Annotated in this window: 24 protein-coding genes and 1 pseudogene; 22 read left to right on the top strand and 3 right to left on the bottom strand. The window is 43.4% G+C overall.

All coding sequences use genetic code 11. The annotated features are described in order from the left end of the window. Positions 1–142 precede the first annotated feature (142 nt). The 22 genes and pseudogenes from WC407_RS13625 to WC407_RS13520 all read left to right on the top strand — a co-directional run bounded on the left by WC407_RS13625 (position 143) and on the right by WC407_RS13520 (position 14255). Positions 143–610: an HNH endonuclease gene (locus tag WC407_RS13625; RefSeq protein ID WP_373023227.1), complete on the top strand. Its 468-nt coding sequence runs from the start codon at positions 143–145 to the stop codon at positions 608–610. Positions 611–787: 177 nt separating this feature from the next. Then, complete coding sequence (locus WC407_RS13620) at positions 788–1036, top strand: hypothetical protein (RefSeq protein ID WP_373023226.1); 249 nt, start codon at positions 788–790, stop codon at positions 1034–1036. A gap of 2 nt (positions 1037–1038) precedes the next feature. After that, entirely contained in the window at positions 1039–1746 is a 708-nt protein-coding gene (locus WC407_RS13615) for a hypothetical protein (protein WP_373023225.1), read from the top strand. 5 nt (positions 1747–1751) lie between these two features. Beyond that, positions 1752–2564 carry a hypothetical protein gene (locus tag WC407_RS13610; protein WP_373023224.1) on the top strand — a complete coding sequence of 271 codons (813 nt, stop codon included), beginning with the start codon at positions 1752–1754 and terminating at the stop codon, positions 2562–2564. 3 nt (positions 2565–2567) lie between these two features. Continuing rightward, positions 2568–2690 carry a hypothetical protein gene (locus WC407_RS13605; RefSeq protein WP_373023223.1) on the top strand — a complete coding sequence of 41 codons (123 nt, stop codon included), beginning with the start codon at positions 2568–2570 and terminating at the stop codon, positions 2688–2690. 4 nt (positions 2691–2694) lie between these two features. After that, positions 2695–3006 carry a hypothetical protein gene (locus WC407_RS13600; RefSeq protein WP_373023222.1) on the top strand — a complete coding sequence of 104 codons (312 nt, stop codon included), beginning with the start codon at positions 2695–2697 and terminating at the stop codon, positions 3004–3006. 153 nt (positions 3007–3159) lie between these two features. Then, the gene (locus tag WC407_RS13595; RefSeq protein ID WP_373023221.1) at positions 3160–3627 is read left to right on the top strand and encodes a hypothetical protein; all 468 of its coding nucleotides are present in this window, start codon (positions 3160–3162) and stop codon (positions 3625–3627) included. A 5-nt stretch (positions 3628–3632) separates the two neighbouring features. Beyond that, entirely contained in the window at positions 3633–5804 is a 2172-nt protein-coding gene (locus WC407_RS13590) for a ParB/RepB/Spo0J family partition protein (RefSeq protein WP_373023220.1), read from the top strand. Between the two features lie 6 nt (positions 5805–5810). Then, complete coding sequence (locus WC407_RS13585; protein WP_373023219.1) at positions 5811–6149, top strand: hypothetical protein; 339 nt, start codon at positions 5811–5813, stop codon at positions 6147–6149. A gap of 3 nt (positions 6150–6152) precedes the next feature. Beyond that, the gene (locus tag WC407_RS13580; RefSeq protein ID WP_373023218.1) at positions 6153–6386 is read left to right on the top strand and encodes a hypothetical protein; all 234 of its coding nucleotides are present in this window, start codon (positions 6153–6155) and stop codon (positions 6384–6386) included. Further along, positions 6362–6592, top strand: a pseudogene (locus WC407_RS13575) (hypothetical protein); the annotation flags it as partial. The gene WC407_RS13580 and the pseudogene WC407_RS13575, both read left to right, overlap by 25 nt. Positions 6593–6596: 4 nt before the next feature. Next, positions 6597–6863, top strand: coding sequence for a DUF6527 family protein (locus WC407_RS13570; protein ID WP_373023217.1), 267 nt, complete (start codon positions 6597–6599; stop codon positions 6861–6863). 220 nt (positions 6864–7083) lie between these two features. Further along, positions 7084–7536, top strand: coding sequence for a hypothetical protein (locus WC407_RS13565; protein ID WP_373023216.1), 453 nt, complete (start codon positions 7084–7086; stop codon positions 7534–7536). A 1085-nt stretch (positions 7537–8621) separates the two neighbouring features. Further along, positions 8622–9206 (top strand): tyrosine-type recombinase/integrase, encoded by a 585-nt coding sequence (locus tag WC407_RS13560; RefSeq protein ID WP_373023215.1) that lies wholly within the window; start codon positions 8622–8624, stop codon positions 9204–9206. Continuing rightward, positions 9196–9366 carry a transposase gene (locus WC407_RS13555; protein WP_373023214.1) on the top strand — a complete coding sequence of 57 codons (171 nt, stop codon included), beginning with the start codon at positions 9196–9198 and terminating at the stop codon, positions 9364–9366. Before WC407_RS13560 ends, WC407_RS13555 begins: the two co-directional genes overlap by 11 nt. Positions 9367–9499: 133 nt before the next feature. Beyond that, positions 9500–9775, top strand: coding sequence for a hypothetical protein (locus WC407_RS13550; protein ID WP_373023213.1), 276 nt, complete (start codon positions 9500–9502; stop codon positions 9773–9775). 151 nt (positions 9776–9926) lie between these two features. Continuing rightward, positions 9927–10172, top strand: a complete 246-nt coding sequence (locus tag WC407_RS13545) for a hypothetical protein (RefSeq protein ID WP_373023211.1) — start codon at positions 9927–9929, stop codon at positions 10170–10172. Further along, entirely contained in the window at positions 10114–11172 is a 1059-nt protein-coding gene (locus WC407_RS13540; RefSeq protein WP_373023210.1) for a hypothetical protein, read from the top strand. Before WC407_RS13545 ends, WC407_RS13540 begins: the two co-directional genes overlap by 59 nt. Then, positions 11169–11651 carry a hypothetical protein gene (locus WC407_RS13535; RefSeq protein WP_373023209.1) on the top strand — a complete coding sequence of 161 codons (483 nt, stop codon included), beginning with the start codon at positions 11169–11171 and terminating at the stop codon, positions 11649–11651. The genes WC407_RS13540 and WC407_RS13535 overlap by 4 nt, the downstream gene beginning before the upstream one ends. Before the next feature lie 133 nt (positions 11652–11784). After that, positions 11785–12168: a hypothetical protein gene (locus WC407_RS13530; protein WP_373023208.1), complete on the top strand. Its 384-nt coding sequence runs from the start codon at positions 11785–11787 to the stop codon at positions 12166–12168. 14 nt (positions 12169–12182) lie between these two features. Further along, on the top strand, positions 12183–12923 hold the full coding sequence (locus WC407_RS13525) for an ATP-grasp domain-containing protein (protein WP_373023207.1): 741 nt from the start codon (positions 12183–12185) through the stop codon (positions 12921–12923). A gap of 591 nt (positions 12924–13514) precedes the next feature. Beyond that, positions 13515–14255, top strand: coding sequence for an HNH endonuclease (locus WC407_RS13520; protein WP_373023206.1), 741 nt, complete (start codon positions 13515–13517; stop codon positions 14253–14255). Positions 14256–14460: 205 nt separating this feature from the next. On the opposite strand, the gene WC407_RS13515 is transcribed toward WC407_RS13520, so the two are convergent. The 3 genes from WC407_RS13515 to WC407_RS13505 form a co-directional block, all read right to left on the bottom strand. Then, a complete protein-coding gene (locus WC407_RS13515) occupies positions 14461–19011 on the bottom strand; it encodes a DUF2958 domain-containing protein (protein ID WP_373023205.1) in 4551 nt (1516 codons plus the stop codon). A 30-nt stretch (positions 19012–19041) separates the two neighbouring features. Next, a complete protein-coding gene (locus WC407_RS13510) occupies positions 19042–20496 on the bottom strand; it encodes a hypothetical protein (protein ID WP_373023204.1) in 1455 nt (484 codons plus the stop codon). Positions 20497–20508: 12 nt separating this feature from the next. After that, positions 20509–20693 (bottom strand): hypothetical protein (locus WC407_RS13505; protein ID WP_373023203.1); only part of this gene is annotated, 185 nt, incomplete at its 5' end.

Raw genomic sequence — 20693 nt, 5'->3', positions numbered from 1 at the left:
CTTTAGGTATTATCATGGAATTACCAACTCTAAAATGTAAACGTTGTGACCATTCATGGCATCCTCGAACATCAGATGAACCCAAAGTATGTTCGAAATGTAAATCTCCCTATTGGAACAAAGATTATGTGAGGGAAAAATAATGAATGGAATTGCATGGAGTGTTGAAGAAATATATATTCTTCGCAAATTTGGGCCATTAGAATCCCCTAAAGAATTGACAAAGAGGTTACCCAAGAGGTCTATTTCTGCGATAGGAACTAAAAAATATATGCTCTTTATAAAAATGCAACCTGTACCAGAAAAAGATTGGAAAATAGGGCCATACCTTTATCGAAGAATAAATGGAAAACTTATTGCGGTTCATAGATTAGTAATGGAAAAATTTTTAGGAAGAAAATTAACTAAAGAAGAAAGAGTACATCATATTGATTGTAACCCACGTAATAATGAACTCAATAATTTATATCTATGTTCTAACCACTCACATCATCAAAGAATCCATACTAAAGTCACATCTTTTATAGAAGAATTATTTCACCGTGGAGCAATTTCTTTCGATAAGAATATTGGCACATATTATATAACGGAGGATGCAGAATATGACTAAGAAACTACATCAATGGAAAGAAGGAGAGCAGGGTACTTGTATGCACTGCGGTCAGATAATCATCTGTACTGGTCCCAGGGAAGAGAGCAACGATCCCGGATTCGTGCATAGCAATGGGATGCACCTTTGCGCTAAGTCAAAACCCAAGACTGGCGCATTCCCTGGGAGTGAGTGAACATGAAAAAAGATTTGTCTAGATCGGGATTAAAAAAGACTCGAAAAGAATACATCTTGAATTATCTAAAAAAAGCCCCCATCAAATGGGTTCCGCAATGTTGGATTGTTCGTTATTGCTTGGATAATGGGGGGATTTCTGCAAGGTCGGGATATAACTTAATTCAAGAAATGCTAAATGACGGTACATTGAAGAAAATGGGCGGGAAAACAACGGGCGGCATTCTTATATCTATTAATGAGGAGGAATAACCATGTCCTCCCGAGGTTGCGGCAGCCGGAAGCAAGGCGGATTGTACTTTGAAATAGCCACCAGTGAGCATGGACGGCCCATTGAGGATTTCCTGCTAGATCCCGTCATGAAGTGGGAAGGAGAGCCATCTCTGAGAGCGCCTATGCTCATCGAGAGTCCCGAGACAAAGGATCAGAATGGAAATCCGGTAAAGCACATAATTATGATGGTGGGCAAGGAATTCTATCCCACGATTCCGGATTTCATCGAAGAAGGCCGGATACTGGGCATTTCCAAGAGAATTCCGAGAAACTTCCCATTCGAGCAATTAACGCCAGGGCTTTCGCGGATTATCCTGATGCATCACCGGGCTATACCTAAATTTGGGTACCTGGTGGATATTTCATGTCCAAGGCTGAGAAATGATGTGCATGAATGTGTATATCGCCTTTGGGAATTGTCAGCTCTACACCCTAGCAGCGATAAGCATAGCGTAGAAATAGCCGGAAGCATCGCAACGGTCACGTTGCCATGCGGAGACTCATACCGAGTTAATATGCCTCTAGAACCGCGTTTAGAGGCCTATTCTGACGATTATCACATGGGACTGTTCATATCCCTGCCTCTCGGGAACTTGGCATTCATAAACAAGAATGCTAACGAAGCCCCCAAGGACATTGTGGAGCGCGCCGAGAAAAGCGGGTGGTCCCTGATGGTCAAGAAGGAGTGATTAACATGGTAGAAATAGAACTAGAAGGGTATATTAAGGACATGTTTCCAGATGTAACAATGGTGATTGAGAGATTCAAGGAACATGCGCTGAAGGTCATTGAGCCTTACACTGCACAATCTCTTTCGCGCTCTAATCCAAGGGGTGAGTGCCGGTGGGGAAAACCAAACTCTCGATTGTACGAGTCGTTCATTATATTCAGGGAGAATACCATAATCCTGTATGGCGATATTGGAACATGGGTACTCCGGCAGGATGGCATTGATTTGGCCTGGTTGCGCGGAGCTATCAAGGATCCGAATTACTTATTGTCCAAGCTCACGGGTGAGAGGCAAAAGAAGTATGACGGGGCTAAAACAATGAAATATGCCAATGAATGTATTGAAGAGATGGCTAAAGGAGACCTTCTTAAGAATGAAAAGCCGGTCATAGACAATCTACGGTCAGAATGTAAGATGGTAGATTGGGAAAATGAGCACGATGCTTATGATTTCTTTAGCGGAGTTCTTGAAGACTCCAATCCCGAGGAATCATTGAGATACACTTGGAACTCGGCAGGGGGAGTATGGCCCTGGGCGGTACTGTACACGTTCCTGATTGAGTTGGATCGGCGCATTACACCACCGGAAGCCCCGGAGAAGCCAGAGAAAGCCCCATACGCAATCCAACTTGAAAGAGACATGCAGCACATACATGGACAGAAGGAAGCCCCGCCAGCGCAGGACATGACATGCCCCGATTGCGCCGGGACTGGAACGTCTATCTCGATGACATGCTCGACATGCACTGGCAGCGGCAGAGTAACTAAGGGGGGATGAGCGATGATTAAACTAACTATGACCACCAAAAACAGGGAACTGGCGATTCGCATTATGAAAATGATAGAGAAAGATAAAGAGTATTCAGATGTGCATATGCTGAAACTCGATGCGCTGGGACGGTGAGCAGATGAAAACAGACAAGGCAGACGAGAGGATGGTCAAAAGCTTAGCAGCGCTCCAGGCCTTCGACTTGGCAATCAAGGATTTGATAGCCTTGGACCTCGACTCGAAAACCATCACGGCATTCGCCAAATCTTCGGCTGACATGCTCATCAGGACAATGAAGACCCCAATACCCTGTATGCATGGGAGATGTCAGCAAGAAGCGGAAGAGGAGATAGAGCATCAGTTTGGGCGACTTATGGCCCCGGTGAAGCTCCATTTCTGTGGACCACATGCTGAAATGTACCGAAAGAGCCTGAAGGAGAGTGAGCAATGATGCCCAGCGTAGCCCCCTGCCCGAAATGCAATATTCCAATGAAATTCACAGCAACCATGACTATGAACGTGCATGGCATGTGTGATTTCTGGACATGTCCAGAATGCAAATATATAGCAATTTACAATAAGGATGGCAAGAAGATAGAAAAGGATGGTTGAAAATATGTGCGATGTATGTGAAGAATTGAAAAAGAAGTTCCAGGAAGCTGAGACCATCACTGCAAGACAATCGCTCTGGAACATCTACGATAAGCAGCGGAATAAATGCACCAAAGAGCAAGGTATGCCAGTACCACTTCCAAAACCCGAGATTAAGAAGGAAAAGAAGGCCAAAAAATCAAAGTTGGCTGAAAAAGAACCGAATACTTCAATGGCAGGAGAAATTGGCTGTGAACATATCCATGAAGAACCCGTAGGCGAGAAAGTGGCAGCCAAACCAGAGCCTAAGAACAAACCCAAGCCAAAGGCAACGAAGGAGACTCCAAAAGACGATAAAAAGAAGAGTGGAACCTGCAAATATTACTATCGGGGTGGGCTATGTGCAAATGCCCAAATGGAAAAGCCATTTTGCCAACATGAAAAGGACATTAGCCAATGTCCAGTGAATAAGAAGGTGTGATTGAAATGAAATGTACAACATGCAAGCAGTTCTGCAAGACAGCCGAGGACGGTCTTTGCGAACGGTGCCGGAAACTAGCAGAACTCGAAGCCAGAATGCAGAACGAGACGAGCAAGATCATGGTGCAAATGAAGGATATTGATATTCCTGACCTGGTAATACCTAGCGCATTTCTGGATAGTATCCGGACTTACGGCATCAAGAACACACCGATCCTGAAGGAGAATCCTCCAGGAAGCCCGTTCAAATACAAAATCGTGGATGGCCGAAGGAGATTATCTTCATGGAAGCAACTTAAGCATGATTCAGTCGAGGTTTACGAGGAAACCACAACGAATGATACCAGAATGCTATCCCTGGGCCTGAACTTCTGGAGATCTCCCAATCCAGTGATGGATGCCCGAATTTTAAAGGAATTCATCGATGAGGGCATGAACCAGACAGCAATCACAAACACACTGGGCATATCTCAGGGCCAGATTTCAAAACGCCTGTCCCTGCTCAGTTTACTGCCGGGGCTGCTTCAGCAAGTCGAGAATGGCACTTTAGCCGCGAATGTCGGCTACATGCTGGCGAAACTATCTGAAAAGGAACAGCAAAAATATCTGGATTCCGGAGAGCACATCACAATCAAGGATCTGGAAGAGGTAAAACGCCAAGAAGTAGTTGCCAATTTAGACATGTTCGCCATCGAGAATACAAAGACAATGAATGGGAACGTATCTACTACTGGAACCATGACCGAGAATGAACCTTTTAAAACCTATCCACATAAGGATTACAGAGCCTGGGTTGAGAAGGATAAGAAGGAATTCATCATCAAGGACTCAGACGGGCGCATACGGTACCGGGGGCATAACAAGGAGATGGCAGAGGAAATGGCCGAAAATATGATGAAATTCTGGCCTCATTTCAGCCTGGGTGTTACCTGGGAAGAGGGAATTGAACCGAATATATTCCTTTACCAGCTCAACAGCAAGGTTCCAGCGAACAAGGATGTATTCAGGATAGCCTCCGGCCCGACTGTTCCGGAACTCATTCACCCGGGAGATATCATCAAGCTCCATAACGTTCATGAGCTTAGTAAGCAATACCGCGTGGAAACAATCACTGGACCATATGGAGAAGTATCTGAAAAATCAGAACTTCCCATATCTATCCCGCCTCACTACTCGATATCAATGTCAGATCCTGACGCGGAACGTAACAAGGATGGCAGCCTGCCCAAGAACTACGATTATGCATATATGAACTGTCTCGTAGCTCAGGATGGCAAGATTAACGCATTAGCAGAGGATTTTGGGCAGAAAAACATTATTGAAGTTATTGAGAGGATTTATGAGACCGGCAAGCCAGGTTGGGTATGCAAGCCCTGTAATCTGACAACATACGAGGACAAGTGTCCGGATTGCGGAGCTAGTAGGCCGGATAAGGCCATTGTGGACATTGAGATGAATAGGTACATTGGTGAGATTGATGCCAGTGAGTATCAGATACCATTGAGTCAGAAGGATATGGCAGAGCATAAGGGATTCATTGGCAAGATCGGGGAACTCAACAGAACCAGGAACCATTGCCCGGTATGCACCGGTGAAAACTGTGAAACTTGCCAGATTCAGCATCCATCCGGATTCTTCCCTCACCATGACGGACTCTCGAAATCGCATCTAGCGCGTATCAAATCCACGAAGAAGCTCATTCAAGAGGCTTGTATGTGCAAGCAGCTTCAGGAAACACCTACACCGGTCCCGGTACCTTCCCCGAAAGAAAACGGCAAGGCTAAGAAGCCTATCAAACACCTGCCAGCCAAAGAAGGATTTGAAATCAAGGCCCTCTGCCAGGTCAAAATGCAGGGAGAACCGGATTCACAGGCATGGGAAGAGGATATCCAAACCAAGGATGCCCAGACGATTCCTGATATCTATGTCGAATTCAACAACAATCTAAGAGGCCATGACCATCCCAGGGAGCTTGTCAAGATTCTTTCAGAGGATTATGTCAAGGTCCATCGATGGAGCGAGAAGCTCAATCTGGTTGGCCTGAAGGATAAGAAGGGCATCTATGACAAATACCAATGCCTGGATTGTGGGCTAGAGTACAGGCGCAGAACGCTCGATTGGAGGCCACCACTGGCCTGCTATGACCCTTGCAAGCCAAAGAAGGGGAAAGGAGCGTGAATCAGTATGTTTAGAATAAAACTGGATATAAAATTTGAATGGGAAAATAAACAGGCATGGTGCGAGTATGAATTAGATATGCCTTTCGTACCTTTTGAGGGTCTTGAACTGTGGGCACCATATGATAGCGTACACTTAATAACAATTTCCAAAGAGGCTACCTATATTTGGGATGAACATTGCAAGGAATTGACCATATCGCAGGATGCAGATATTGAAGAATCTAGAACTTTTGATTGCATAGAGGACTGGATAAGAGAATTCTATCTTGAATGTGGCTGGAAGCTTAGTGTTCACGCTAAATGTGATAAGGCAAAGCTTCAGGTAGAACCAAAGAAGAAGTGAACCATGCCAACACAAGCTGAAATCAACAAGGACCAATGGGGAACGCCTTTCGAGCTATTCAACAAGCTCGATGCGGAGTTCCATTTCACCCTGGACCCATGCGCAAGCCCGGAAAGGCCTCTCCGGAGCGATATTAAGCAGTTCACCCGGGGGACGGTCTTACGCAATCATGGGCTGGTCATCGAGTATTCTGCAATCCACCGTATTCTGGTCATCAAATCAGGGATTGGGTCATGAAAGCATACTCGGAACGGAATAACTGCGAAGTCATTGTGCTTCTCATTCCTGTGCGCACGGATCGGGCATATTTCCATGATTATATTCAGGGAATCGCTGAGATTCGATTCTTACGGGGTAGGCCGAAGTTCATACCTCTCATGGGGCAAAACAACGGAATGCCGTCATTCCCCAGCATGGTAGTCATTTATGACAATGGAGATTGATTGAATGAAACTGACTGAACTAGATCCGCATTGGATTGCTGAAGAAGGCAGGCAAGGCCAGGGTATTCACTTCGAATGCCCACACTGCAAGGAAACCCGGATTGGAGTGTATTTCAAGAACCCGATTGACGGTGGTACCCCTGTCGCGGATAGACTGTTATGGCAGAGAGCTGGAGATACCTTCGAGACTTTGACTCTGACTCCATCCATTGATGCCAGCAAATTTGGGCATTGGCATGGGCATGTAACAAACGGAGAGGTGGTAAATTAATGGATCGATTCTTACAGGGCCATGTAAAGACCTTTGATTGCGAGGAATGCCTGTGCAATAGTATTCGATGCCCTAAGTGCGGTGAGGTTGGCGATATTGAGGGAGAATTCAGAATATGCAGAGTGTGTGGGAATAGATTTCAAAAGCAGGATTATCATTGCATTCCTGATGAACGGTCCCTGTGCAATGCTCCAGGACACAATAAAATGGAGGGATAAATATGTTTAATGAGAAAATATTCATCAACAATCTGAATGAGATAAGATATGGCACAACAAAGATATCATCCATGAAGACAATGAGTGAGATCATGGAATTACTTGAGAAGCACAAATGCGAAGAAATATTGACCAGAAACTCAACACAGACTGGTACCAAACAGATTGCATTTGTATATCAGGGACTCCCATATATGATAACAATTCCAAAGGTCTATGTTGGAAAGAGCAAGGAATTCAATGAAGACATCGGCGCTAGGCTTGTCAAATACTATTTGGAGATAATTCTAGATTGGGCCAAGCTTCGAGTAGTGAATTTAGAGAATCTTCTTGTAGGCCAGAGAATCGTGCAGATTGATGGAAAGAATTACAGCATGTTGGATGTTGTGAACAAAATGCCTCCTGGAAAGATGCTAGGTGCATTCGCAGAAAAACCACCAGAACTCAATGGGTGATGAAAAATGAAAAACGAAAGATACGGAAGTGTACCAATCGTGAGAATATGCGACAAGGATGGAAATGTACTCGATGGGCATTTGCTCAGGCCCGGAGATCATTTGAACATAGCGATTCCAAAGGGAGCTGTCAAGCTCATTTGTGATGGTGTGCAGGTGAAATAACATGAAACTGAAAGAAAAAACGATATTGGCTTGTGGGATATGCGGTCTCGAGGCATTTTCCTGCCATGAATGCAATCAACGATTCAAGCCTGGTGACGATGTTCTATGCAAAGAAGCCATAGATGGACATGAACACTATCATCGAGCATGTATGGAGTGAGCTGACATGGATGATTTAAGTATTGCAATGCTATGCTTGTATTGTTTCATAATGGGAACTGCATTTGGATGGTTCACATTCTGGATGATATACAAACCTAGAAAGATAAGATTAAAAATGAAGTAATCAGGAAGGGAGAGTGCAGATAATATTCATAGAGCATCCCACGCTTCTTTTGAAACTCTGCATTCTTCCCTGCATAGACGGGTAGGATCCGGCGCGGTAGAGGACTAGGCCCCCGAATCGCGCCCCTGCCCGTCTATGAAACATTTTTTTTAATCTCACGTTCAGCAAATTCTCATAGAATAGCTATTTTCAACGATAACCCTTGATGTTTTGGTATCGCTTTTTCAAATTCTGTCTAAAAATATTATTTATACCATTTATAATATTCCTGTTATTTATAACATTTATAACATCGATGTTGCCGATCCTTGCATCCGGGGCGGTCTCGAGGCTGAGAGTCATGTCCGGTCCATGGAGATTTATTCCGGTCTCGAGCTAGGAAAAGTCCGCGAAGGCGCGGATTATCTCCCGAGAAAACGTTACCGACCCGGGCTGCCGGATTAAGTATTGATTGCATGGTTTTAACATATACGTTCCATATTTCGCCAATTCTTAATACATATTGAGCATGGTTACAAAAATATTAAGAGACTTGTTTGTTTATAGTTTTTTACAATATCGAATTATACGCTTTCATTATCAAAATATTTTTATAAGTGATTTACATTACTATTCGTTATGTTCGGTGGATTACATGACAATTAAAGATAAAGACAGGAAAAGCCAGAAATTGCCGGAATATCTTAAGGTCTCAGAAGTGAAGGCGCTGATCGAGTCACCTTACAAAACGAACCTATCTGACCGGCTGATGTTGAAGATCCTTGTGTTTGCAGGCCTTCGGGAGTCCGAACTACTATCGCTACGGGTGAGGCACATCAATTTTGAATCTGACGTTATTAAGGTGGAAGAGGGAAAGGGAAAGAAGGATCGGACTGTGCCGATGCAATATGTTATCAAGCAGGATATGGAGAAATACATCAAAACGTTTGGTCTCGAGGCAGAAGATAAGCTATTTGACATGTCACCCAATGGCCTGTACAAGATGGTTCAGAAATATGGCAAACGCGCTGGAATAGAGCAGAATGTGTATCCGCATCTTCTGAGGCACACCTATGCCGTGCTGTCCCTGAAGGCTGGCCAGAATCTCGTAACGGTTCAGAAGAACATGGGTCACAAATCGATATCCACGACTCAGATATATTTGGGTATCACTGTTCAGGATCAGAAAGAAGATGTGATGGCACATCCGATTAAGCTGGGCGGTGAAAATGATGGCTGACGAAATTGACATGCAGAATCAAATAGAAGAGAGAATTCATAAAAAGAAGAACGATGAGACTTTTATCCGTTGCCCAGAATGTAAATCCGATTCGGTTACACTGTTGACTGGAACGCCTAAAAGATATCAGTGCCGTGACTGTAAGCATGCCTGGGGATGAATAACATGGAAGTCATATGTATTTGTGTAGCTGGAATACTGACTATCATCATTATTGGCTTTGTCATTGTGCATTCCGTGAAACACTTCTTTAAAACATTTGTCATAGGGAAGCCTCCAGGAGGCCGGTAGCCATGTTTTCAACTACGCTCAAGAAGATACACTGGGATAAGAAAAAGAAATCGCTGGAAACTTACGGTCACTTCTATGAATACAAATCCATGACGGATCACTGGATTAAACGCCTGAAAAACATACAGTTGCCAGTTGATGCAGTATTTCTCGTAGGCCAGGTATCCCATCGATTGAAACTGGTGGAGATAACCACTGCAAAGACCCAGTTTATTCCTGACGATTGCCAGCAGGAAATAACGACTCCGCATTGTTATGTATTGAAGATAATGGTGTGAGAACATGCCTAGAGGTTGGAAGCCAGTATTGAAAAGACAAAAACCCGGAAGGACAAAGGGATGCTCGAACCCACCGAACAGTGGTAAACGGAAAGAATTGGACATGAATTGGAAGCCCAGTTACTATGGCGACAAGCTGGAGGACTGAATTATGCAAAAACCACCTAAAACTTACAGATATTGTGGTCAATGTAATTATATTACAGTGTTTGAATACAATCCTAAAGTAATGCACAGTGCATGTACTAACTGCGGTTGGAGACTGGTTCCGACAATTAAAACAGATTGGAAAACATTTAAGAAATTGCATGATGAAGCCTGGGAAAAGTTTGAATTGTATGAAAAAAGATTGTTCATGCAAGAAGGACAACAACTGGAGAAGCACAAGTATGAATAATGTTTGGAAATCCTTAGAGACTGGAAAACCCCAGAGAATTTCATTAATTCATAATGGCAAATACCCAAATAATGACATTCTAGCCTTGAGGAAGATTAAAGCTTGGTGTTTGAGCAAGGGCCATGTTTGTGATTTTAATTTAGGCTATCCAGATATTTCATGCATTTCAGTCATATTTCCCGATCCTAAGTTTGAACTCCAGCAGAGAACCATTGATAAATCAATCATCCTGAAGGGGGGGCCATCGTTTGATCCTAAGATATTGTTACCAAATGACATTGAGCATACCTGTCCGGATTACACTGATCTAGACCATAGTAGCGGAAGAACCAGTTGGGGATGCTATCGGCAATGCCCGTTTTGTATGACCTGGAGGATGGAAGGGACTGTTGTCCAGGAGCATTCACCATTTGAAGAATTTGTCAGACATGATAAAATTGTACTTTATGATGCTAATTTCCTTGCCAGTCCTAAATGTATTGAAAAATTGGAGACCATCATTGACAATAAATGGAGAGTTTCATTCAACCAGGGGCTTGATATTCGATTGATTAACCCAAAAATTGCCAAACTTTTACGGAGAGTTAAAACCCGAGATTTTGATTTCAATCATAATCGTATATATTTTGCTTGGGACTTAATGGATCGGGAAGACCAGGTTATTTATGGTATCAAGACATTGATAGATAATGGTGTTAAGCCATATCGCATGATGTTCTATATTCTTGTAGGATTTAACACTGATCTAAGCCAGGATATTTACCGGGTTAATAAATTGCTTAAATTCGGCATTGATCCTTATGTGATGGTATACAATAACCGGAGAGATATTCCGGAAATCAGACACCTGGCTAAATTTGTCAATCAGCGCATGTGTAAATCCAAGAGAGAGACAGCAATGGAGTACATTCAGCGAAAAATGGAAGATAGCCAGTATTCTAATGTCGGTAAAACTAGACAAGAGAAACCATTAACAGCATTTGGAGGAATATTTACATGACCAATGAAACAAATATGAAATCAGTGGATCGGAGAACTGCGGAAGCCCTTTGGGTTCTGCTGGACAACATAGATACCCTTGGAGATGCCCACAAGCCGGAAAAAAACCCGTTCTATGGTGATGTGATGTCTCAGGCAATGGAACGATTCAAATTCTTCCAGCCAGATCCGATAACTCAAAAGTTGGTTCCAAATGTGGACCTCACATGCGGATTATGTGAAGCATCAGGTCCAGAGCAATTGACATGCTTTGAACTGGGCATTGTCGAAAAATTGTCAGCACTGGAACATGAACAGTGGATGCACTGGGCAGGCGCAGTGTTGCTATCTGAAGATAAGCTCACTGATGACCGGAAGTTTAGCTGGGCAATGAACTCGATACCGTATGACCATTTATCTGAGGATACCAAAGAAAAGGATAGGGTGTGGGCGCGGAAGGCACTGGATATCATCAGAAGTGCTAAACTGGGGGAGAAATAATGGAATCTAAAGAGATGGATCTATATCTCTGCAAATGTGGAACAACAAGAGCCCTTAATGAGAAGGGACATAGAATATTGAAATTGAACGGAAGGCCCTGTAAACATTGCAGGGCTTGGAAGGAGGAATAAATATGCCAGGATGGTTAAAGAGAAGAAATACAAAAAGACAGGTAAAGAAAGGGCCTTCGGTGACCCATGTGCTGCCGAAGGGGACGATCGCCCGGATAGCGAAAGAGATAAGGGGATCTGAATGCGTGGTCCTGCTACTGACCGAGATTGGACAGTTCGACCATGACCCGGTACTCAGAAAGCAGATGGAACTCGGCATTGAGTACAAAAAGCCGGTTATTTTACTGGCTTTGAGCAATGATGGCACCGTAGCAGTTCCGGATGAGCTGGGGAAGTATACCCAATATCAAGGCCATGTCTTACACAATGGCTCCAAAGAGGATGTGAAAGAGAAATTCTATGGCATTATGCAGTCATGGAATGAAGGAAAACGCAATTTCCCCTGAAGGAGCTAGACTCCATGAGAGAAATCAGAGACAAGAGCAGTATGTTCTTGTGGTATCCACTTGTAAAAGACTTGCCAATACCACAGCCAAAGACAGAAATGTACAGATTCGATGAAATGGAGCTGGAATTGATTCAGGATGAAAGAATTCCCGATACTATCTTTGAACACATAAAACCTCTGGCAGATAAGATCGGGTTTCCTCTTTTCATGAGGACTGACTTTTCAAGTTGCAAGCATGGCTGGGAAAAGACATGTTATGTTGAAACCAGTCTCAATTTAAAGAGCCACATATTTGAATTGCTGACTGATAGCATGATGCAAGGCTGGATGACATACTCAGATCATGGAATAGTTTTGAGAGAGTTTGTTCCATTGGTTACTGGTTTTACAGCGTTTCATGGAAATCTCCCGATAAACAAGGAACGAAGATACTTTATCCGGGATGGGAAGGTTCAATGCCATCACCCATATTGGTACCCGGATGCAATCACTGGACATACCAAACAAGATAATTGGCGTTTCCTAGTAGGCAGATTGAATCAAGAGACGAAGCCAGAAATAGAGCTATTGACTAAATATGCTGAAATGGTTGGAACTGTCGTCGAAGGATATTGGTCTGTTGATTTCGCAATGGGAAAAGACGGCAAATGGTACCTATTTGATATGGCTGAAGGCGACAAGTCTTTTCACTGGCTAGAATGCGAGCATTGTCCGAAAGATATGTATGAGCAGTACAAACACCGATCACGGTAATTGTCGGTCATCCGTGCGCTTATCCAATACCGGGCATCTGAACCTAAGCTCATAATCTACGGTATCGTTGTGGTTTTTCAATACTTTATTGATGTGTTTGCATAAATCTCTCATGTCGCACTGGGAACACTGTATATTTTTGCTCCAGGGAAACCATGTCCGCGTTTTATTCGTTGACCTGGCAAATTTTCCGAGTTTGGGGAATTTCATGTTACGATCTCCATAAGTGAGTAGTGGGGCCATCATCGACTGTGAACCAGATGATTATGCAAAGGCGATTCACGGCCTTTGCGACCTTCCATCAACTCTCATGCAGGTATAAAGTGCATGGGAAGGGAGAACCCAAAGTCTCCGGCCCCGGTGGGATAAGGATGTGTATTATGAAAGCAATATAAATAATTCACCATATTCATTGACTTTGACAGCAGGCCGGTCTTTTGTGCGCGGAAATAGGTATTCCATTGGAATAATCACCGAATAATTATAGGTAGATTATGAGGTATATGAGTATCGGCCTGATTATCAGCATTGAAAATCGATGTTTAGTAATACTTAAATATTACGGGTGCAATTAACCATTGGGTAGACTACATGATAGAATCGATTGAGAAAGGCACTGGGGTAAGCTATCAGAGTAGTCTACCCACTAATTCTGACTTGCCCCAATGCCCTCAAAAACTATGTATTACTTGTAATAAAGAAATTATTGGCAAAGGTATTCTTTATTGCTCTGCAAAATGTAGGTACAAATATTATCGTGTCAAAAACAAAGAAATTATTAGACAGACACAGAGAAATTATCGTCTGACAGAGCATGGAAAAAAAACACGATGCAGAGCGCAACGAAAATATGCTAATTCGGATAAAGGCAGAAAAAATTACGAGGAATGGGTAAAAAGTCAAAATGGAAAAGAAAAGATTATAAATACACGGAAGAGAGCATATCAAAGACATAGGGATGTTATAATAAAGAAGGCACTGGACTATGCTAAAACTCCGAAAGGTAGAATTATAGCCAAAAAGACGAGCTTAAAATATAGTAAATCCTTGAAAGGGAAAGCTCGGAGGGCTCGTAGAGAAGCTAGACAAAGAGGTGCAATACATGATTTTAAAAATAGTGAGTGGGAATTAAAAGTATTAAAAACTCGTGGGATTTGCCCTTTTTGTAGCCGAAAATTCACAAAAGAAAACCCATTATCTATGGATCATATTATCCCAATTTCGAAACGTTCTGAGGGATTCGTATATACTATTGATGATGTCCAGCCATTATGTATGTCGTGCAACTCACGTAAAGGTAATAGAGTTACTTCAATTTGCACTCCTTCGTGAGCGGTATCAAGCATATCGATAGCGGTAGGGTCGTTGGTGAGTATATAAACCTACAAGATTTTACACTATTAATTTAAATAAAAGATGGTGACTTTGTGTACACGATAGAGTACACACTAAATTAAACGATTGAAAATAAAAGAATCCCCCGATCTCCTCGGCCTTGCCTAGGCCTACAAAAAAAAGGGGGGAGGTAATTTTGATGCTATTTCAATTTGTACTCTTTCTTGATTTTCTCGAATACAGATGGAGAGACATAAGCGATATACAGATGATTCCTGCGACCACAAAGTAAGGCATTCCGCATGGTGTAGATGTCACCGTCAAGTACAGCAATCTCCTTCAACACGCCCAGGAATGCGTAGTTTTTCGCGGTCTTTGGATAATCAATCTTGGAATCTGACCAATCAATCTTCTTATCCCAATCATCAATTCCTCTCGGTTCAATCTGGCATTTCCCGGATATGAAGTAATCCCCGTTCCCATCTCGGCATAGATCCATCCGTGATTTCTTCCAGGTATGGATATATTGCACATTTTCATTCTCGCGCTTTTCAAACTCTTTGCCAGCCCACTTGCTGCACCAATACACAATATGCTTAATCTGGCCTATGATAGTAACCGGAGATATCATATCGGCAATTTTACCACCCTGAACACTGTTCTTAGGGTCCATCTGTTGAAACGCCTTATATTGCTCAATAGCGACCTTGGGATTTGGAACGGGTGTACCCTTGCCCCTTGCTCTTTTGCCCTTCGTATGGCCTCGGGAACGGCCTCTGCGCTCAATTTCCTCATATATTGCGCTGAGGTTCCGGTAATATTCCTGACCGAGCTTCCTTTCCTCGATATATGGAGATCCTGATAATTGCGGTAGCATTCGCTCATAGAAGGACATGTAGCTGACTAGCCTTTCAGTTGGGAATTTCTTTTTGTTCGAGTAATCTGCCTTTGGGTTCTTCTCGGGATTGGATTTGATGACCTTGACCTTCTTGGCACTGACCCAACCACCAGGTTCTTCAGCGTATTCGTCAAAATATTCCCCAAAATCTCTTGGAGAAAGCATAAGGTAATAGCCTGGTCTCGCCCTTTGGCCTTTTACAAGCTGTTCAGGATGTGCGATATAGGTAACTGCATCGACATCATAATAGCCCTCTTCAAAGGTAACAAGGTCTCCAACCTTAACGTTAATCGGTTCTGGATTCTGACGTTTTTTGTTGTGTTTCTTTAACTGGTCCGTGATTATTGCACTGGCTATGACACCGGTTACACCGGAGACAACGCCAGTGAAGATAGGGAACAATATTCCCGGATTATTTACTCCCCATACCCAATTATCTCCAGATTTGTGAACGTATCCTTCTCTGACCAGTTTTTTCCAGGCTGTATTAACGTTTCCAGGGCCGTAATATCGCTGCCATCTGGCACTTGATAATATTGTTTTGATGTCAGTTCGTGGCACGGTCCCTGAATAGTGCCGATCCAAAAACATGTCCCTAATGCCATTCTCCGCTTTTTCGACTCTGGTAAGCGGATTTTTAATCTTTGCCTCTTCTTTGGCCCATTCTTCTGTTGCATGTCCGGATGTCACTTCACCCGTTTTATTTAATGCAGCTTCAAGAATTGGTCCAAATATATCCACATTGGGCCTTAAATTGACTCTGGCTTCGTGCTTTTCCTTGATATTGCTCAATGGAATAGGCTTCCAGTGAAAGTCAAGCTCAACCTTGTTCGTTTCCTTGATTTCCTCAATACTGATGTATCCAAGTTCAGGGAAGCCCATGCCTAAATCAGCATATCCGAAGGCCTGATGTTGTTCCTCTTCCATGTCCTTCTCAATAATGTACCAGTCTGCATTGCCATAGAAGTAATGGAGATAAGCGATTGGATCATCGGTCCCTTCGGTTTGTCCGGTGGACGGGCAATCCGTGATCTGCTTGAGTAAACGTTTTAGAACGTCCTGGAATTCCTCAATATTCTCCTGGACTATCCTTTGCTGGACTGGTGGCATGAATTTCTTGACCAATAGTGGGATTGACCTATATGCGAGACCATAGTCAAGTTTGAATTCCTGTCCTGATTGAGTAGTGATTATACTAGGTTTAGTGTCTTTTCTTTGCATTACGCCTGGTTCATATCTTTCTTTCGCTGGCAATTTTGGGGGATTTGAAAGCGGAAACTTTTTAGCCCTTTTTTTGAGTTCCCGTGTGGCCTTCTTAGCATGTGGCTTTGCTGCTTTTGCAACATACGGCGCGGCAATTGCAGCGCCATGGACCACCAATGGAGCAGGGTTCTTGTGTGACAAATTCCGGAAAGCGTATGCGTTCTTAACAGATACGCCATCTGCATTCTCGTCAATATCACTTTCATAGGCGTAGAATGTCCAACCTTCGTGATCATCTTTGACATTCATGCTTAACATTTGATTTTCGTCAAGAACTTCCATGCTGTCCAGTTCTTTCATGTCGAAATCCTCATAATTGCTGAATTCCCCCCATCGGTAGTAGGCAGCTCTGCCTTTACGAGCAGGATTCTTTTTTAATTCCTTTTCAACTCCCTTCATGCCCCTGTCTATGAGCTGGGAACCAATAGCACTTGCCCCACCCATTGCGATTCCGGTAACTATCCCGGCTGCCGTGAGACCGGCTAGAAGTTCCGATGCTGTCAGTGGATTCTCTTGAGGCGGCTCGATTATGAAGCCAATAGTGTTCGCTGGCAACAGGAAATCTGCAATTTCCCCACCACCTTTGGACAATAGTCCACCCACTATGGGAATCATATCCACCAGTGGAATTCCCTCTGTCCCTAACAAAGTGTCAATGCTGTGAATCTGTGCCTTCAGGGGCGATCCTGTAGTTTTGATTATCCGAGTAGTCCTGATTAAGTCGTTTGCATCGCCAATAAGCGGTATTCCGCCGTAGAGGTCCATAACTATGGCTTCAAGAATGCCTTGGGCTTCTTGGCCCTCTACGACCCTCTTCAGCGAGAAATTCTGCGGTCCCTTGCTCGTCAAGCGGTCCCTAACATCTTTCATTGAAGTTGGATCGGGTGCTCTCTGCTTTGGATTTATCAGGCGTTTCCCCATCTCTTTATCGACCCGGTATGGCCTTCTAGTAACCTCTTCAATGACAGCTCGATGTAGCATCAAGTCCTCGATGGTCCCTGGCTTGGTTGAGGCTATCCTATATCCTGGGTTTGATTGATTGATAGGTATTTTTGATTTCGCTGTTCTCCAGAATGATGCTAGATCCTTCTGGAATTCCTTGGCTTCATGTATTGTGTTAAATGTCCATGTCTTTTCCTGGCCCTCATCCGTCTCAGGGTCAAAGTATGTGATGGAATATTTCATTCCAGGGTTTGTTCTGGTAGATGTTGATAGAATGCCTCTCTTTTGTTCAGGTATATTGTCCCATTTGGTATTTGCCAAGTTAATCACCCCGTCTGGACCTAGATTCGGGAATTCTCTTCGGACTATGGTCACGCGCTCACTTACCGATAAATCGTTCCAGGTGTTTGGTGTTGTCTCTGGTTCTTGATAGCCTGCTTCTTTCTCCCGTTCAATGTGTTTGCATGTTCTAGGATCTTTCTTGTTAAATATGAATGAAGGGCATGTGCATGTCCAGTTATCTCCCCTTTTTCTTACCATGTATGTTCTATCGGAAGTGTCCGAATGCACTTCTTTATCGTAATCGTGTGGGAAATCAACATATCCTCCAGGTCCGGGCCTGTGTTTGGGCGGTAATTGGATTGGATTACGCCTTTCTCCATGTACCGCACAAAAAGACCTTAACGGATGCTCTGGATCATCACCACAACCACACTCTGCTTGGGTTACTTCATTATCCCAGGGAGAACCTCTAGTTTCAATTCTCTTTGACAGGCGTTCAGCTTCCGCAATAGCATCAGCCTTATTTGAATATGTGGTCCATTCCTCATAAATCTGTCTGCCTTCATCCAATTCAATGAATTTGACCATCACTGCGTATGGGTACTGAGTATCATCTTCGCCTTCGCCACTTTCCCTACCTGAACCATAGCGTTTAACATAGACCTGGTAGTGCTTTCCATCAGGTGCGGTAATTACAGGCCATTGCTTGATTGTTGGGTTTGATATTGGCTGAGATAGATTTGCATTATCCCACCCCTTAGCCCAGGCAGATAATAATTCAAGATTGTCGCTATCGCCAGGTTGATTTCGTAAATCAAGCATAAGCATCAAATCATTGTCATACAATGGCACTCTTCTTTTACCATCATGAAATGCTTTTGTTCCAAGCCTAGTAGCTTCATCTACCCTATTTGGATTAGATTTCAATGCCTTTTGTGTGGCTTTCTCATTAATACCGTCAAATTCTTGAAGCCTTGGATGCATTTCTTTCAATTCCGTCCATGCGCTTTCATCGGCTTCATCATCATCCAGTCCCTCTTCCAGATTGCTGATATATGCATTTTCCCAGTCTTTATCCTCTTCAGGAGTCAAAATCGCTAGTTTTTTTTTGGGATTTTCGCAATTGGTAAAATAATTGCTTGGACGTTGCTTGCGCATCTTTGCCAGAATCTCCTTGTATTCGGACTCCAGAGCATTTAATTCACTGTTAAGTGTGTTTGACATTGATTCATAACCCTGAAGGTCTTCTCTTCCATCCCAGCCATCTTGTTCATGTTGTCTCTCAAATGCCTCGATTTCTCTACGCTTTCGAGCGATTTTACCCTGAACTGCTCTCAGTTGGCCTGGAAGGTTCTTTTCGCTAATCATTGGTTCTCTCCCATTTTGATGTGGTATTGACTAGGGACATGGCATCCTCACCGAGTAATCGTGTGAGTTTTTGCTTTCTCTGGTTCCTTTGGGAATTATGCGATTCTTTACGTCCTGCTCTGTGAAATCAATATCATCCCATGCTCCACCTAGCTTGCCACCCGGGTATGATTCCCATGTTGCCGGATTAATTAGAGTAATTCCAAGTATCTCTCCAGCAATTCCTTCTCTGATTAATTGCTGTTTGACATCATATTCCGTTGATGATGGCCCCAGTTCTATCTCCTTGAGAATGTGTTTCGTAACCGGTGGGGGGCTGAGCATGGATACTCTCCATCTCTTGTTAGGCCTGCGCATCGTTGAGCATGGATTTGTCAATACTGTTGGCTTTCTACCCTTCAGGTCAAGTAGAGATAACGTTAATGCCCTGGCGATGTAGTTCATTATGCTTTCGCCCTGCTCGATGTGAGGCTTTTTGGATTTGACTATTCCCAATGTGAAACCGTGCGCCCACCAGTCTAAGAATCTCTGAGAATCTGGACCCTGCCATACTTTGCCATCGGTTTTGATTAAGCCTAATGACAGTCCCTGGGACCACCATTTCAGGAAATCTTCTTTTGTGGTAAGACCAACTCCCGATCCAGGGTTGCTCTTGACTATCTCTAATATTACATCATCAGGAGATATGCGATTTCCATTTGCTGTTAAATAATAGCCCTGCGCTTTGAATCGCTCCCTGAAAGACCGTATAAACCTTTCGGCTTCTTTTTTGGACTCAAATGTAAATGGACATGCGTAAATGCCATCAGTAGCATTGTACACTGAGTATTCTTCTGAATCTGGATTGAACATGTAGCTCTGAGCTTCCGTTCCTTTGTGGAGAGCTGACACAAGTCCCTGCCTTTTCTTGGGAATTTTGTGTTTCTGAATGACTTTTTGCATTGCATCCCACTGGCCCTCTGCCTGAACATCTTCTTGCTTGCCATCAAAATACACGGTGAAGGTTGTTGGATTGGCAGAATACCAGAGATTGTAATTGAATGGCTTGGTTGGATGCAGTTTATCCCAGTGCTTTGATATTAACTCTCTGGATACCGTGTCAGTTGCACCATATTTGGAATACAACCTTGCCAGTCTGACCACTGATTTCTGATCCCCTTTCTTGATGGCTTCAAGCAGTGTTTTTTCGACAGCCATCCAGCCTTTCTTGTCTGTGTAAAGGCCAAAGATGTTCGGATTATTGGATCTCTTCTGGCGTTTGGATTTGGTCTTCCCGGCAGATTTCGGTTTGTCCATGCAATCCGGATGGAATACCGATCCGCTACCCTTGTGTAATCCGTAAGGCTTGGTCTTATCCACCTTGTCACCACAAGCCATGCAGTGTGTTTTGGTACATTTCTGGTGAAATATCTTACCAGAGTCATCATCCCTGATATAGGGCCTGTTCAGGAAAATCCGGTCTCCACATATTCCGCAGTTTGGCATTTAGGTCACCTTTTACTGAATGAGACCTCCGGTGAGGCCTGTGTCCTGATTATCGTTCGTGAGTCCTGTTTCATCAATTCCAAATGGACCTTTCTTTCCTTCACCTTTTTGATTTCCTTGATAGACTTTGAGGATTGTAAATCGTTTTGCAACTGCATCTTTTGTTGCTTGTTTGAGATCTTTGAGAGGTATACCAA

The organism is Sulfuricurvum sp. (genome assembly GCF_041651515.1).
Taxonomy (GTDB): domain Bacteria; phylum Campylobacterota; class Campylobacteria; order Campylobacterales; family Sulfurimonadaceae; genus Sulfuricurvum.
The sequence above is the reverse complement of the archived record's forward strand: the minus strand, read 5'-3'. Positions and strand labels throughout refer to the sequence as shown.

Excerpts from the sequence above, each read along its gene's own strand:
- WC407_RS13565 (WP_373023216.1), top strand. The coding sequence starts at position 7,084 with ATGTTTAATGAGAAAATATTCATCAACAATCTGAATGAGATAAGATAT.
- WC407_RS13595 (WP_373023221.1), top strand. The coding sequence starts at position 3,160 with ATGGTTGAAAATATGTGCGATGTATGTGAAGAATTGAAAAAGAAGTTC.
- WC407_RS13520 (WP_373023206.1), top strand. The coding sequence starts at position 13,515 with ATGATAGAATCGATTGAGAAAGGCACTGGGGTAAGCTATCAGAGTAGT.
- WC407_RS13550 (WP_373023213.1), top strand. The coding sequence starts at position 9,500 with ATGTTTTCAACTACGCTCAAGAAGATACACTGGGATAAGAAAAAGAAA.
- WC407_RS13610 (WP_373023224.1), top strand. The coding sequence starts at position 1,752 with ATGGTAGAAATAGAACTAGAAGGGTATATTAAGGACATGTTTCCAGAT.
- WC407_RS13545 (WP_373023211.1), top strand. The coding sequence starts at position 9,927 with ATGCAAAAACCACCTAAAACTTACAGATATTGTGGTCAATGTAATTAT.
- WC407_RS13625 (WP_373023227.1), top strand. The coding sequence starts at position 143 with ATGAATGGAATTGCATGGAGTGTTGAAGAAATATATATTCTTCGCAAA.
- WC407_RS13585 (WP_373023219.1), top strand. The coding sequence starts at position 5,811 with ATGTTTAGAATAAAACTGGATATAAAATTTGAATGGGAAAATAAACAG.
- WC407_RS13580 (WP_373023218.1), top strand. The coding sequence starts at position 6,153 with ATGCCAACACAAGCTGAAATCAACAAGGACCAATGGGGAACGCCTTTC.
- WC407_RS13535 (WP_373023209.1), top strand. The coding sequence starts at position 11,169 with ATGACCAATGAAACAAATATGAAATCAGTGGATCGGAGAACTGCGGAA.
- WC407_RS13590 (WP_373023220.1), top strand. The coding sequence starts at position 3,633 with ATGAAATGTACAACATGCAAGCAGTTCTGCAAGACAGCCGAGGACGGT.
- WC407_RS13560 (WP_373023215.1), top strand. The coding sequence starts at position 8,622 with ATGACAATTAAAGATAAAGACAGGAAAAGCCAGAAATTGCCGGAATAT.
- WC407_RS13555 (WP_373023214.1), top strand. The coding sequence starts at position 9,196 with ATGATGGCTGACGAAATTGACATGCAGAATCAAATAGAAGAGAGAATT.
- WC407_RS13515 (WP_373023205.1), bottom strand. The coding sequence starts at position 19,011 with ATGATTAGCGAAAAGAACCTTCCAGGCCAACTGAGAGCAGTTCAGGGT.
- WC407_RS13510 (WP_373023204.1), bottom strand. The coding sequence starts at position 20,496 with ATGCCAAACTGCGGAATATGTGGAGACCGGATTTTCCTGAACAGGCCC.
- WC407_RS13570 (WP_373023217.1), top strand. The coding sequence starts at position 6,597 with ATGAAACTGACTGAACTAGATCCGCATTGGATTGCTGAAGAAGGCAGG.
- WC407_RS13530 (WP_373023208.1), top strand. The coding sequence starts at position 11,785 with ATGCCAGGATGGTTAAAGAGAAGAAATACAAAAAGACAGGTAAAGAAA.
- WC407_RS13605 (WP_373023223.1), top strand. The coding sequence starts at position 2,568 with ATGATTAAACTAACTATGACCACCAAAAACAGGGAACTGGCGATTCGC.
- WC407_RS13600 (WP_373023222.1), top strand. The coding sequence starts at position 2,695 with ATGAAAACAGACAAGGCAGACGAGAGGATGGTCAAAAGCTTAGCAGCG.
- WC407_RS13615 (WP_373023225.1), top strand. The coding sequence starts at position 1,039 with ATGTCCTCCCGAGGTTGCGGCAGCCGGAAGCAAGGCGGATTGTACTTT.
- WC407_RS13525 (WP_373023207.1), top strand. The coding sequence starts at position 12,183 with ATGAGAGAAATCAGAGACAAGAGCAGTATGTTCTTGTGGTATCCACTT.
- WC407_RS13540 (WP_373023210.1), top strand. The coding sequence starts at position 10,114 with ATGAAAAAAGATTGTTCATGCAAGAAGGACAACAACTGGAGAAGCACA.
- WC407_RS13620 (WP_373023226.1), top strand. The coding sequence starts at position 788 with ATGAAAAAAGATTTGTCTAGATCGGGATTAAAAAAGACTCGAAAAGAA.